This is a genomic window from Caballeronia mineralivorans PML1(12), assembly GCF_001028175.1.
In the GTDB taxonomy this organism is placed as follows: Bacteria; Pseudomonadota; Gammaproteobacteria; order Burkholderiales; family Burkholderiaceae; genus Caballeronia; species Caballeronia mineralivorans.
In genome coordinates, this window is record NZ_AEJF01000190.1 from 1 (window position 1) to 13,678 (window position 13,678).

9 protein-coding genes are annotated in these 13,678 nt (G+C 61.9%); 5 read left to right on the top strand and 4 right to left on the bottom strand.

Annotated elements, in window-relative coordinates:
- Nucleotides 1–286: 286 nt before the first annotated feature.
- The 4 genes from EOS_RS32525 to msbA all read left to right on the top strand — a co-directional run bounded on the left by EOS_RS32525 (nucleotide 287) and on the right by msbA (nucleotide 6,054).
- On the top strand, nucleotides 287–1,567 hold the full coding sequence (locus tag EOS_RS32525; RefSeq protein WP_047896321.1) for a nucleotide sugar dehydrogenase: 1,281 nt from the start codon (nucleotides 287–289) through the stop codon (nucleotides 1,565–1,567).
- A gap of 59 nt (nucleotides 1,568–1,626) precedes the next feature.
- Complete coding sequence (locus EOS_RS32530; RefSeq protein ID WP_047896322.1) at nucleotides 1,627–2,763, top strand: glycosyltransferase family 9 protein; 1,137 nt, start codon at nucleotides 1,627–1,629, stop codon at nucleotides 2,761–2,763.
- Nucleotides 2,760–4,049 carry an O-antigen ligase family protein gene (locus EOS_RS32535; RefSeq protein WP_047896323.1) on the top strand — a complete coding sequence of 430 codons (1,290 nt, stop codon included), beginning with the start codon at nucleotides 2,760–2,762 and terminating at the stop codon, nucleotides 4,047–4,049. Before EOS_RS32530 ends, EOS_RS32535 begins: the two co-directional genes overlap by 4 nt.
- A 277-nt stretch (nucleotides 4,050–4,326) precedes the next feature.
- Complete coding sequence (gene msbA / locus EOS_RS32540) at nucleotides 4,327–6,054, top strand: lipid A export permease/ATP-binding protein MsbA (protein ID WP_200908730.1); 1,728 nt, start codon at nucleotides 4,327–4,329, stop codon at nucleotides 6,052–6,054.
- 139 nt (nucleotides 6,055–6,193) lie between these two features.
- Here the strand turns inward: msbA and EOS_RS32545 are convergent, their stop codons facing one another.
- The 4 genes from EOS_RS32545 to EOS_RS32560 all read right to left on the bottom strand — a co-directional run bounded on the left by EOS_RS32545 (nucleotide 6,194) and on the right by EOS_RS32560 (nucleotide 11,945).
- Nucleotides 6,194–6,493, bottom strand: coding sequence for a hypothetical protein (locus tag EOS_RS32545; RefSeq protein ID WP_047896358.1), 300 nt, complete (start codon nucleotides 6,491–6,493; stop codon nucleotides 6,194–6,196).
- A 152-nt stretch (nucleotides 6,494–6,645) separates the two neighbouring features.
- On the bottom strand, nucleotides 6,646–7,722 hold the full coding sequence (locus tag EOS_RS32550) for a TIGR03118 family protein (RefSeq protein WP_047896325.1): 1,077 nt from the start codon (nucleotides 7,720–7,722) through the stop codon (nucleotides 6,646–6,648).
- Between the two features lie 230 nt (nucleotides 7,723–7,952).
- Nucleotides 7,953–11,180 carry a multidrug efflux RND transporter permease subunit gene (locus EOS_RS32555; protein WP_047896326.1) on the bottom strand — a complete coding sequence of 1,076 codons (3,228 nt, stop codon included), beginning with the start codon at nucleotides 11,178–11,180 and terminating at the stop codon, nucleotides 7,953–7,955.
- Nucleotides 11,181–11,723: 543 nt separating this feature from the next.
- Nucleotides 11,724–11,945, bottom strand: a complete 222-nt coding sequence (locus EOS_RS32560; protein WP_047896359.1) for a hypothetical protein — start codon at nucleotides 11,943–11,945, stop codon at nucleotides 11,724–11,726.
- A 516-nt stretch (nucleotides 11,946–12,461) separates the two neighbouring features.
- On the opposite strand from EOS_RS32560, the gene EOS_RS32565 reads away from it, so the two are divergent.
- Nucleotides 12,462–13,655 (top strand): glycosyltransferase, encoded by a 1,194-nt coding sequence (locus EOS_RS32565; RefSeq protein WP_047896327.1) that lies wholly within the window; start codon nucleotides 12,462–12,464, stop codon nucleotides 13,653–13,655.
- The last annotated feature ends 23 nt before the right edge of the window (nucleotides 13,656–13,678 follow it).

A 13,678-nucleotide genomic window follows, 5' to 3' on the forward strand; every position in this document is an offset into this window, starting at 1 on the left:
CCGACGAGCGCCGCCGCATGGGCGCGGCCGGCGTGCGAATCACGCAGACGCGTTTTTCCGTCGACACCATGGCGAGCGAGATGGCTGCGTTCTACCAGAACAGCCTGAGCGAGCGGGGCGTTGCATAAGTGGCTGAAAAGCCGTCTGTGGGCGCATAGCAGGCTGCTGTTCAACCGCCTTTACCCGAAATCAAATGACGGCCGGCCGGCGGTGTCCCGAGCCCTTGGCGACAAGCCGGAAGATACCCTGGGCCCGCCCGTCATGACCATTCCGAGCACTTATCGCCATGCATGATCGCCGTGTCTCCATCATCGGCCTGGGCTATGTGGGTTTGCCCGTTGCCATAGCATTCGGTCTGCAACGCCGCACCATTGGTTTCGATACGAGCGCGGCCCGGCTCGCGGATCTGCGCGCGGGCCTCGACCGCAACGGCGAAACCAGCCGCGAGGAACTGGCCGCTGCTCACCTGGACCTGACCGATTGCATCGATGTGCTCCGGCAGGCGAATTTTCATATAGTCGCGGTGCCGACGCCGATCAGCGCGGGTGCCCTGCCGGACTTGATGTCGGTGAAACGGGCGTCGCAGACGCTCGGCCGGGCGCTGAAACGCGGCGACGTGGTGGTGTACGAATCGACGGTCTATCCCGGCGTCACCGAAGAAATTTGCGTGCCGATCCTCGAGCGCGAATCGGGCCTGAAGCTCGGCACCGATTTCGCCGTCGGCTACAGCCCCGAGCGCATCAATCCCGGCGACAAGCAGCACACGTTTCGCAATATCGTGAAGATCGTGTCCGGGTCAGATGCCGCGACACTCGATCTGGTGGCCGAGGTCTATAGCTCGGTGGTAACGGCCGGCGTGCATCGCGCTGGTTCGATCAAGGTGGCCGAGGCCGCGAAGGTGATCGAGAATACGCAGCGCGATTTGAATATCGCGTTGATGAACGAAGCGGCCATTATCTTCGATTACCTTGAAATCGATACCCGCGAAGTCCTGGACGCCGCGGGCACCAAGTGGAACTTCCTGGATTTCACGCCGGGACTGGTGGGCGGGCATTGCATCGGTGTGGACCCGTATTATCTGACGCACAAGGCGCAGGTGTCTGGCTACACGCCCCAGGTGATCCTCGCCGGGCGGCGCGTGAACGACGGCATGGGCCGTTTCGTGGCCGATCGCGCCGTAAAGACGCTGATCCGGACCGGTCGCGCGCCGTTGCGTGCCAAGGCGATCGTGCTCGGACTGACGTTCAAGGAAAATTGTCCGGATTTGCGCAATTCGAAAGTCATCGATATCGTGCATCACCTGCAAGACTACGGACTCGAGGTTCAGCTTCACGATCCGCTCGCGGACCCCGTGGAAGCCTTCGATGAATACGGCGTGACGCTGACAGGTTTCGACGCGCTGCAACCCGCCGATCTGATCGTGCTGGCGGTGCCGCATCGCGATTTTCTGGTGAAACCGGACGCCTTGCTGGCGCTGGCGAAACCGGGCGCGGTGTTCGCCGATGTCAAGTCGAGCCTGTCGCTTGATGCGATCAGTGCGGCAGGTCTCGTAGTATGGCGGTTATAAAATCCGGGCTCACCACCACCAACCGGCATAATTTGAATTTCACGTAGGAACGCCACCCGATGAGCCGACTTTCCGGACGCGTGCGCATCTTCGCCCGCGCGTTGCCCCGGCTGGCGTTGAAGCCGCTGCGCCGCAAGCCACAGGTCTTGAAGCGCATCCTGATCGCGCATCATCTGCTGCTCGGCGACACGCTGCTGCTCACGCCGCTCGTCGCGAAACTTCGCACGCAATATCCTGATGCGCAGATCGTGCTGACGTGCCCCAAGCCGATCGTGCCGCTCTATGCGGGCCGGCCGTTTGGACTCGACGTCATTCCCTTCGACCCGCGCGATTTCCTCTCGGTCAATGCCGTGCTGAGTTCGGGGCCGTACGATCTTGGCATCGTGGCCGGGGATAATCGGCATGCGTGGCTGGCGTTGGCGGCGGGGTGCCGCTGGATCGTCGGACACGCGGCGGATGTCCCCGCCTGGAAAAACCTGCCGCTCAATGAAGCCGTGCCATATCCCGACGCGCCCGCCGCGTGGGCGGATCTCGCCACCGAACTGGTGTCTGGACCGCCGCCGCGGCCGTATCGGCTGAGCGATTGGCCGGCGCCTGCGCCTGCAGCGTTGTCAGAAAGCGACGCGCTTCGGTTGAAAGGTCCTTACGTCGTCTTACATCCGGGTGCGAGCACGGCAGTCAAGCGCTGGCCCGATGAGCGCTGGCAAGCACTGGCGGCGTTCGTCGAGGCGCGTGGCTACACGCCCGTCTGGAGCGGCGGACCGAGTGAGACGGCGCTCATCGACGCAATCGATCCCGAGGCCCGTTACCCGAATTTCGCCGGCCGGATCGACCTGAGACAGGTGTGGCACCTGTTCGCCGGTGCGCGGGCTATCGTCTGTCCGGACACGGGCGTGGCGCATCTCGGGCGTCTGACCGGCGTGCCTACCATCACGCTGTTCGGCCCCGGTAATGCCTTGATTCATGGCGCGGGAAATTACTGGCGCGACGCACCGTTCATGCCGGTTACTATCCCGGACATGCCGTGCCGCGACGAACCGAATATTTTCAGGCGGCACGTGGCTTGGGCTCGCCGCTGTGACCGCAATGCGTCGACGTGTGTCGCGTGGCGCGGTGACCATGCGGACTGCATGGGATTTATTTCGCTTGAGGCCGTTTGCAACAGCTTGCAGACGGTCCTGCCGGGAGTGCAATGACGAAGACGTGCATGCAGGTGGAACGCGTCCTGTGGGTGGCGTGTCCTGTGATTATGTTTGTCGCGATGTTCGCCCACATGACCGCGCTCGAAAACCTGGCGCTGGGGCTGGTGGGTATCGGTACGATCGCCGCGGCGTGTTCTTCCGAACGGCCGTCGCCGCTGCACTGGCCGCTGCTGTGGCCGATCGCTGCGTGGAGTGCCTGGGCGCTTGCGACGGTTGCGTGGTCGCCGTATCCGCGTGACAGCATGCACGCGTGGCTCGACGAAGTGCTGTATCCGCTGGTGTCGTTCTTCGCGTTCTGGCTGATGGGCACGCGGACCACGAAGCCCGAGCGGATCGTGTTGATCAACTGGGTGGCCTGCGTACTGCTCGCCGCCGGCAGCCTGTATTACTGGGGCCGTTTGCAGCCGCCCACGAATCCCGCCGATGTCCTGCTCCACTATTACAACCGCGTCGGCCATACGAGCACGCTTGTCATCTTTTCGATGACGCTCTTTACCGGCCTGATGCTGAACCGCCGCTGGTGGCCGATCGGCCTGAGCGGGCTCGTGCTCGCCCTGGTGATCGGCCTGGCGACGCTCAACCGTTTCTTCTGGCCGGCCGCGGCCGTCACGCTCGTGATCGCGTGTTATCCGCTGTACCGCAAGCACTTGCTGCTCGCGGGCGTGTGCGTTGTCGTGATCTGCGTGGCTGCCGTCGGCACACTCGAACTGAGCGCCCGGCTGCGTTACGGCCACGCCATGCCAAAACCCGCTGCTCGGGAACTGACGTTGGGCACAGACCAGGTGTATGTGCCGCAGGTGCTGGCCGGTATTGGCGATGCGATGTCTTCCGATACCCGTCCCAAACTGTGGGCGTTTTACGGTAAGGAAGGTGAAGCGCATACGTGGACGGGTATTGGTTTTGGCAAGCCGTTGCCGGGACGGGTGTTTCAGGGCGAGATTCCGCCCTCGCTGCTGGAGAAGGAGCCGCAGGCGCTGACGCATGCGCATAACCTGTTTTTGAATACCTGGCTGGAGACGGGGATTGTCGGCGTGGTGCTGGAGGCGGCGCTGCTGCTCGCGTTGATCTGGCGTTTCTGGCGGCTGCGGCATGTGGTGCCCTGGCTGAGCGCGGCGGGCATGGCGCTGGTGGGCGGGATGATCGCCAAGAATTTCACCGACGATTTCATGTGGCAGACCACCGCGCTGGCGTTTTGGTGTTTTTCGGGGTTGCTGCTCGGGCGCGGCGAGCGCCTGGCCGGCAGAGTGGCGCCGGTGCGACGGGCCTTGTCGCAGCAATAGGGGTTGCCGCCACACCAAACCCGTCGCCTGTCGCGCCAAACCAACCGGCCTGCTGCCCTTAACCGGACAAGGTCGCTGCTTAATGAGACAAGGCGCGCGGCGCATTACAATAGCGGTTTGCCGTGTCGGCGGGACTTAAGCGCTCAGTGCAGCCCTGGAGCAGGTGCATTCCTGCTTCTCCCGCCGCCCGGCCCACGACTAAGGACACCTTTTGAGTCAGAAGCCCACCTTGAGCAAAACGATCGGCAGCGGCGATAACACGTCGCCGGCCGCCGTGATGAGCCGGCTCTGGCCGTATATTCGCCCTCTGATCGGCATTGTCGCGCTGGGCCTGATCGCCATGGGTTTCGTGGCCGCCAGCGAAGCCGGAATCCCGATGCTGCTCAAGCCCCTGCTGGATCACGGCTTCGGCGCGCACGGCAGCGCCAGCGCCAGGTGGCTTGTGCCGCTCGCCGTGGTCGGGCTCGCGGTCTTGCGAGGAGGGTCGCAGTACGCGTCGGGCTACTTGCTGGCGTACGTTACCAATAAGATCCTGCTCCAACTGCGCCTCAAGATGTTCGACCGGATGATCCACACCAGCGCCGGTTTCTTCCAGCGGGAGACGGCCAGCACGATCATCAACGCAATTGTGTTCGAGGTGAACCAGATCCTCAACGTGCTCCAGAGCGTGGTCGTCACGCTCGTGCGCGATTCGCTTACCGTGGTATTCCTGCTCGGATATCTGTTCATCCTCAACTGGCGGCTGACGCTGGTCATCGCGGTGATCCTGCCGGCTATCGGCTGGCTGGTCAGCAAGATCAACCGCCGGCTGCGGCGGCTCAATCGCGAGTCACAGTTACTGACGAACGAACTGTCGTACATCGTGGAAGAGACGGTCGCCGGTTATAAGGTCGTCAAGGTGCATAACGGCCAGCGCTACGAAAACGACCGTTTCACCGACATGAGCAATCGCCTGCGCGGTTACTCCATGCGCATGACCGTATCCGGCGGCCTGGCGCAGCCGCTCACGCAATTCCTGGCATCAATCGCGCTTGCCATCGTGATCACTATTGCAGTGGTGCAGTCGGCGAACGACCAGACGACCGTCGGCGGTTTTGTAGCATTCGTCACATCCATGCTGCTGGTGATCTCGCCGCTCAAGCATCTGATCGATATCAACCAGCCGCTGCAGCGCGGCATGACGGCAGCGGAACTGATCTTCGGTCTCATCGATGAACCCATCGAGCCCGAAGGCGGCGGCCGGCCGCTCGAGCGCGCCACCGGCGCGGTGGAGTTCCGCGAGGTGTCGTTCAGTTATGGATCGTCGAGCCTGCCAACGCTCGACGGCATCTCGTTCAAGATCGCGCCAGGAGAAATGGTGGCGCTGGCGGGCGCTTCGGGAAGCGGCAAGACCACGTTGGTCAACCTGCTGCCGCGTTTCTTCGATCCCGCAAGCGGCGCGGTGCTGGTAGATGGCGTGCCTATTCCCGAATACAGTTTGCACGATCTGCGCAGCCAGATGGCGATGGTGAGCCAGGACGTAGTGCTTTTCAACGACACGATCGCTGCCAACGTTGCGTATGGCCAGACGCCGGATCGCGAACGGGTGATGGCGGCGCTGGCGGCGGCGAATCTCGTCGACGTGGTCGCGGCGATGCCCGATGGCGTGGACACCCGCGTGGGCGGCAACGGCATGCGCCTGTCGGGTGGCCAGCGCCAGCGGCTCGCCATCGCGCGGGCGATCTACAAGGACGCGCCCATTCTGATCCTCGACGAAGCCACGTCCGCGCTCGATTCCGAATCCGAGCGGCATGTGCAGGAAGCGCTGGAAACGCTGATGAAAGGGCGCACGACGCTGGTCATTGCGCACCGGCTGTCGACCATTGAGCGTGCCGACCGGATTCTCGTGATGGATGGCGGCAAAATCGCCGAGCAGGGAAGTCACGCGGATTTGCTGCGCCAGAACGGGCTGTACGCGAATCTTCATCGGATTCAATACCAGCAGCAGGCGCCCGAGGCGGCTTGATTTAACCGACGCTCGCCCGTCGGGAATTAATCAGCTAGTCAGCCTGAGCGAAATGGCCCAACCGGCGTAAGCCGATTGGGCCATTTCTCTGTTCCGCCCATGCAAGCGCCAACCACAACAACGGCGCGGGCGATATCCATCACGTGAACACTGACACGATAATCGCCAGCCACAGCGCGCCTACGCCGGCCAGGAACGCATGACGCGCTAGACGGAGGCGGGATTCATCGTCGGGACTTTTTGTTGGAGATGTGGCGAGCCACGGGACCAAACCGAGACTCGCGAAACCGGCGAGCGCCAGGAAGGCGACGGATACATCGATCGACCGCCAGTGCGCCCCCTCGTGGAGGCCCCAGTAACCGAGGAACACAATACCGATGGAAAACACCGTCGATGCTGCCGAACTGAGTGCCTGAACTGCTCCGGTTGGAAATTGCATGACATGCCTCCCGAAACGCGTGAAAGCACGCGAGATGTTGCCATCATAGGGGAAGCGCATCGGCAGGATGAGAACGGCAGACAGACGCGCGTTGGGCTGGCCGCCCAACGCGCAGGGACGTGCTTACAGGGTGGCGAAGCTGCGGCGCGTTACTACATATCTATCCGCCCGTACACGCCATCGGCTTCGTGGTTCGGGCCCGCTGCAAAGAACAGCGTGTTGACCGGCTGCGAATCTACGCCGTTGCCGAACGCGATGCCCCACAAGCCCTGTTGCACAAAGTTGCTGCCGTCCGCCTGCAACAGCTTGCCCATGAACTTGCCGCTTGTCGGGTCGAACGCGCTGATCGTGCCGTCTCCGAAATTGCCGACCAGTATGTCATTACTTAGTGATCCGAAATTAGCAGGTGCCTGAGTCATCCCCCACGGCGCGTTGAGCGGACCGCCTTGTGCGAGACGTTGGAGCAGGTTGCCGTCTGTATCGAAGACATCGACGGCGCCAAGGCCTGGGCCGTCCACCTCGTCGTGCAGGGTGGCGTCCTGCTTCGCGAACGCCACGTAGATTTTCGTGCCGATCGCCTGAATCCCGAACGGCGCGAAGCCGGCCGGCAGCGATGTGTCCTGGAACGCGCCGGGCAGGGACAGCTTGGTGAACGTCTTGTCGAATACATCGACGCGAGCGTTGTGAAAGTCAGCCGCATAGAGGCGGTTGCCGCTGCTGCTTGCGGCGAGCGCGAGGCCTTTGTAGACGGCGTTTGCGCTGCTGCCGTCGAAGGCCGTGACCGCGGTGGTGGGCAGTACACCGGGCGACCAGGCGCTGATCGTTCCGCCTTCGCCCGCGAAAATGAAGAGTCCGGTGCCGCTCTTGCCACCGCTCGACACCACGAAGTCGGTGCTTCCATTAAAGACGATGCCCGTCGGGTTTGCTGGTCCCGATGCGACTGCCGGGATGGTCACGATCAGCGATTGCGGGACACCATTGCCGTCATAGAGGGTGGAGGTTTGCGTGCCGTTGTTTGCCACCCAGACGACGCCTTTAGGATTGAACACGATACCCCATCCGTTTTTCAGATTGGGGTCGACGTGGGCGGCCGCGACCGCACCGTCGGAGACGAGGATCGTACTTTTGAAGTGCGTGTCCATTGAGTTGTTCGAGCTGCCGCCGCAGGCAGCGAGGAAGGCCGTTATTCCGAGCGTGACAATGCCCAGCAACAGTCCGTGCCGTTTCATGATGTCGTCTCCCGCGTGCAGCGCACGCTATTTCGCCGGTTGGGTTAGTTGGTCCGTTCGTTGTTTCAATGTCATGGTTAAACGAACGCACGAGCCGGCTTATTCCATCGGGATACGAACTTTTTTGATGCTGCGACGCGAGTCGGGTTTTTGGACGGGGGGCGTTGCTTGCGCGCGGCGACGGCTCGGTCTTATGGGCTGGCAGAACCGCGCGAAAGCGCGTGCGAAATCTACCCCTCCTGCGAGCCCTGAACATCGCCATTGGGTACCTCGGACTCGACGTTTGCCGTTACCTTGTCTCGCGTCATCGACTTCACCCGGCGTTGAATAAATCGCTGCCCCGACACCACGATATAAAACGCCAGCGGCGTGAACACCAGCCCCAGCACGGTCGCCGTAATGGCGCCGCCGAACACGCCAGTGCCGATCGATCGCCGGCTCTCCGCACCCGCGCCGCTCGACACGAGCAAAGGCACGACGCCCAGCAAAAACGCCGCCGACGTCATCACGATTGGCCGGAAGCGCGCACTCGCCGCGGCGACAATCGCCTCCGCCAGCGGTGTGCCATCGGCGGATAGCGTGCGTGCGAATTGCACGATCAGGATCGCGTTCTTCGCCGACAAACCGATCACCGTAATCATCCCGACCTTGAAATAAACATCGTTCGGCATGTCACGCAGAAGCATCGCGATCACTGCGCCAATTACACCCAGCGGCACGATAGTGAGCACCGCAAGCGGAATGGTCCAGCTCTCGTAAAGCGCCGCGAGCGCCATGAACACGGCGAGCAGCGACAAGCCGATCAGCACCGGCGTCAGGCGGGCAGCACGCGTTTCCTCAAGCGCCGTATCGGTCCAGTCGAAACCGACGCCCACCGGCAGCGCCTGCGCAAGCCGCTCCATTTCGGCCATCGCCGCGCCGGAACTTACGCCGTTGGCGGGACGGCCGCTGACATCGAGTGAAGGCGAACCGTTGTAACGCGTGAGGACGGTAGGGCCGGTCGTCCAGTGCAGCGACGCCACCGATGTCAACGGCACCATCTGCCCCGCGGCGTTACGCACCGAGAGGTTCATGAGGCTGTCTTCCGTCATGCGCGAAGGCGCGTCTGCGGCGACCATCACGCGGCGCATGCGGCCGCCCGACGGGAAATCGTCGATATACGTCGAACCGAAAGTGTTCCCCAGCGCGTCGCCGATTTTGTCGAACGATACGCCCAGCGCATAAGCCTTCGCGCGGTCGACGTCCAGCACGATACGCGGCGCGTCGGGCAACGCTTCCGAATGCACGTCCGCAAAAGCAGGATTGGTGCGGGCTTTATCGAAAAGCTGTTCGCGCGCGGCGGTCAGCCCCGCAATGCCGATGCCGCCGCGATCCTCCAGCCGCATCACAAACCCTTCCGAATGGCCCATGCCCGGCACGGACGGCGGCATCTGGGCAGCGACGTCGCCATCCATGATCTTCGAGAGCGAGCGGTTCAGCGTGTCGCGCAGCGTGCCCGCGTCGGTATCGCGCAATGACCAGTCCTTCAAGTCGACGAACAACATCGCCACGTTCTGGCCGCTGCCCTCGAAGCTCCAGCCGACCACGCTCGTTATGTTCGCGACGGCAGATTCACGTTTCAGGATGGTTTCCGCCTGTTCGACGACCGCGAGCGTGCGCGCCTGCGTGGCGCCTGCCGGCAACTGCACCATCACCTGAAGCTGCGCCTGGTCTTCCTGAGGCAGGAAGCCACCCGGCATATGCAGATAAAGCACAGCGCACGCGCCGGCCAGCACGAGATACACCACGAACATGGGGCCCGCGCGGCGCAGCACGCGCGCGACCAGTCCGCGATAACCACGCGAGGTCCAGTCGAAGGCCGCCGAAAAACCGAACGAACGGCCACTGCCCGCGTGTGAAGCGTGCGCATCGTGTGATTGGTGAGCGCCATGCAGCCCATGCCGCAAGGCGTCGCGCGGCGGCGCTTTTAACAGGTTTGCACACAGCGCCGGCGTGAGCGAAAGGGCGGTGAACGCGGACACGAGAATCGACGCGATCATCGCGACCGTGAACTGCCGGTAAATCCCGCCGACACTGCCGGGGAAAAACGCCATCGGCACGAACACGGCAGTCAGCACAGCCGTGATGCCGACGATCGCGCTGCCCATCTGCTGCATCGCCCGGCGCGTCGCAGCGCGTGGCGCGAGGCCTTCCTCGCGCATCACGCGATCGACGTTCTCGACCACGACGATGGCATCGTCGACCAGGATCCCGATCGCGAGCACCAGCGCGAACATGGTGAACACGTTGATCGACATGCCGAGCACATAAAGCGCGAGCAGCGCACCGGTCAGCGCGACCGGGATGACCACGGTGGGCACCAGCGCGTAACGCAGGTCGCGCAGGAACAGCCACATGACGAGGAACACCAGCAGCACCGCTTCGAACAGCGTCAACGCCACCTCGTGCAGCGCGACGTGGACGAACTTGGAGCTGTCGAAGGGGATCTCCACGGCCACGCCCGGCGGCAGGCTGCGCGACAATTCCGCGAGCTTTGTGCGGATTGCGTCGGAGGTTTCCATCGCGTTGCCCTGCGGGGAGAGCCGGATGCCGACCGTTGCCGCGGGCTGGCCGTTCAACCGCGAAAACGACGCGTAGCTGTCACGGCCCAGTTCGACCCGTGCGACATCCTTTAGCCGTACGGCCGAGCCGTCCATTTGCGCCTTCAGCACGATCTCGCCGAATTCGGCCGGCGAGATCAATTGTCCCCTGACCGTGACCGATGCCGTCAGTTGCTGACCCGTGACAAACGGCACGTCACCGAGCGTGCCGGCGGTGACCGTCGCGTTTTGTGCCGCGATGGCTTGCGTGACGTCGGCTGCGGCCAGGTTGTACTCGCGCAGTTTCATCGGGTCGATCCAGACGCGCAGCGCTTCGCCGGCGTCCCACAACTCGGCTGAGCCGACGCCCGGGGCGCGCTTCAGGTCGCGCAGCATGTAGCGGTTGACGTAGTCGCTCAGTTCCACGGAATCGCGCCGGCCGTCGGTGGACGTGAGCGCGACGAGCATCAGGAACGTGCCCGTCGACTTGAAGACGGTGATGCCTTGCTGAACGACTTGTTGCGGCAGGCGCGACTCGATCTGCTTCATCCGGTTCTGGACATCGACCATGGCGATGTCCGGGTTCGTGCCCGATGAAAACGTGGCCGCAATTTCGAGTTCGCCGAGGCTGTCGCTCGTGGTTTCGTAGTATTGCAAGCCCTCGGCGCCGTCCAGGCTTTCTTCGATCACGCTCGCGACCGTGTTGTCCACGCTTTCCGGCGACGCACCCGGATACATCGCGGCAATCACGATGCGCGGCGGCGTCAGCCGCGGATATTGCGCGACAGGCAGAAACGGCGTGACCAGCGCGCCCGCCACGAAAATGGCCAGGGCGACAATCCACGCAAAAACCGGTCGATCGATGAAAAAAGACGGCACACGGGTCCTGTCGATTCAATGAGGTTTATCGGAGGCTACCGGCATTCGCCGACTTTCGCCGGGGCCGTCGTGGCCGGGGTGCCGCACGAAGCCTGCCCCGTTTTACGCGGTGGGCCGCGCCGGGTTTCCACGCCACCTGTCCGGTTCACACGATCAAACCACGCGTGACAACTCAGGCAGGATCGCGCCCGGGATCACGCCAATCGTTACCTTGATTAAGCGAGCTTTGGAAATCGAGACGATGGGAGTTCGTCCAAGCTTCAGCGAACTGATCTTAAAAACATAAAATAATCGTGTCCAGCATTATTAGTTGTGGATCACGGCTTTGCCAATGAAATTGCCGCTGAATCTCGCCGGATCGCGGCGCTTTTCATCATTGTTTAATATCGGCGGATGTTGTGATTATGTTTTTAATGCATGGACTATTATCGAATGTGATATCCGATAAAGATGGGTGTGGGAAAACCTGACCGCAAACTATTCACTTTGGATAATTGATTGTCGACAGGCCGTGTTGGCGGCCTGTCGATCCTTGCTGATCCATCAACCCAAATGGGCAGTCTTGCCCAAAGCCGTTTTCTCGAGCATCGAGATGACGGCGTCGATATGGCCAATACGCTTGCGTTGAGCCGGCATGAGACTCATCGACAATACGGAGTCGACCCGTTTTCGCCAATAGGATAAAGACAGTCCGTGACTCGATGCAATCCGGTTGATGATGTGTTCCAGATGCACAAGATCGGTTTCTATGAGTTGATGATTCATGGTGTTCCCCGGTCGCGCCGTCATTTTTTGCGGTCGCTGGTTATTGCCGTTCGGTTCAAGGCTTTTATATGCCTTGTAAAAGCCGCTACGGCTTGGCACCTCATTAAAATCCGGCCCTGACGAATTAAATGGAGAGCCGCTTCGCCGGTGTACTGGTCAATTCCCGGCTTGTAGTCCTTTATGCATGAGTCGTGCCACGGCGGGCCGCGCTCCGGGAAAACGCGGTCGGCCTTTGATGGACAAGGCTTAGCGGACGATACGAAAAATGCCCGGCCGTGGATGTGGGGCTGTGTGCGTTACGGCGTTACGCCGTGCCACGTTACGCTCAACCGTGCGGTCACCGAGGCGCCCGAGAGACGCAAACCAACCGCAAACGATAACGCGCGGTCGCGGCGATTGACCGGAGTTTACGGGGGTAAGAGAAATTACATAGGAATGCAGTTGTATATGTCTGCATAAATTAGATCTTATATAGGTCAGCACTTATAATGGCGCCTTCCTATCGCGGCGCCACTCATGAACAAGCTGGATTCGAATTTCCTGCCTGCGCGTCCGCGCGTCTTGTTCCACGTCAGTGACTTCGGCCGGGGTGGAACTGAAACAGCGCTGATTGCCTGGCTTCACGCATTGGATGCAGCGCACTTCGAGGTTGAGGTGTGCGTGTCGTTTCCGACCGATGACCTTGAATTTTGGCGTGATTCCCTGCCTGCCGGCGTGCCGGTGCATGTGCTGGCGTCAAAACCCTGGATGCATGCACTGCATGAAATCAGGCGACAGCACAAACTTACGCGACGCATGAAGGTGGTGAAAAACGTCCTGACCTACGGCGTTTTACGTCCCCTGTTTCATCGCAAGATCAAGGCGCTCGCGCGAAGCGTCGACGTCATCTGCGACTTCGACATGACGCTCAGGACTATCGCGGGAAAGTATGGCGTGTTGTGGCTCGGCGTGAACCACTACAGCATTGCGGCGCGCTTTTCAGGTCTCAGGCGCAAGCGGATCGAACAGCGCGGGGCGCAGCTTGTCCGCTATGACGCGATCGCAGTGCAAACCAGTGAAATGCTCCGTGAAGGCATGCAGGTGTTCCCTTGCCTTGCTGACAAGCTGACGGAACTACCGAATATCATCGACGCAGATGCGCTGATGCGTCGCGCGCTCGAGCCGGCCCAGGTTCCGACATCGCCTTACATCGTCTCGGTGGCTCGCCTGGATGAAAGGCAGAAGGATCACAGAACCCTGTTGCAGGCCTATGCGAAGCTCCGCGAGTCGGGCATGACCTCGTGTGATCTGTGTATTGTCGGCGAGGGGCCGTTCCAGGGTGAGCTAGAAGCGTTGGCACGTGAACTCGGCATCGATTCGACGGTTCACTTCGTCGGTTTCCAGTCGAATCCGCACCCGTACATCATGAGCGCGAAAGCGCTCGTGCTCAGTAGCCGTTATGAGGGCTTCGGAATGGTGCTTGGCGAGGCGATGGCGCTTAGGGTGCCAGTGATCTCGACGGACTGTCCTACTGGTCCGCGAGATTTGCTCGACCATGGGCGCGCTGGGCTGCTAGTGCCTGTCGGCGATGCGCTGGCGATGAGCGCTGCGATACGGAGGATTCTGACGGACACGCACCTGCGGGCGAGACTTATTGAACACGCTTTCGATCGAGTCAAGCGTTATCACCCAGTGCAGGCTGCTGAGAGGCTGATGGCGCTGGTGGGCTGAGCGGGACGGTGAGCAGCGCTTGG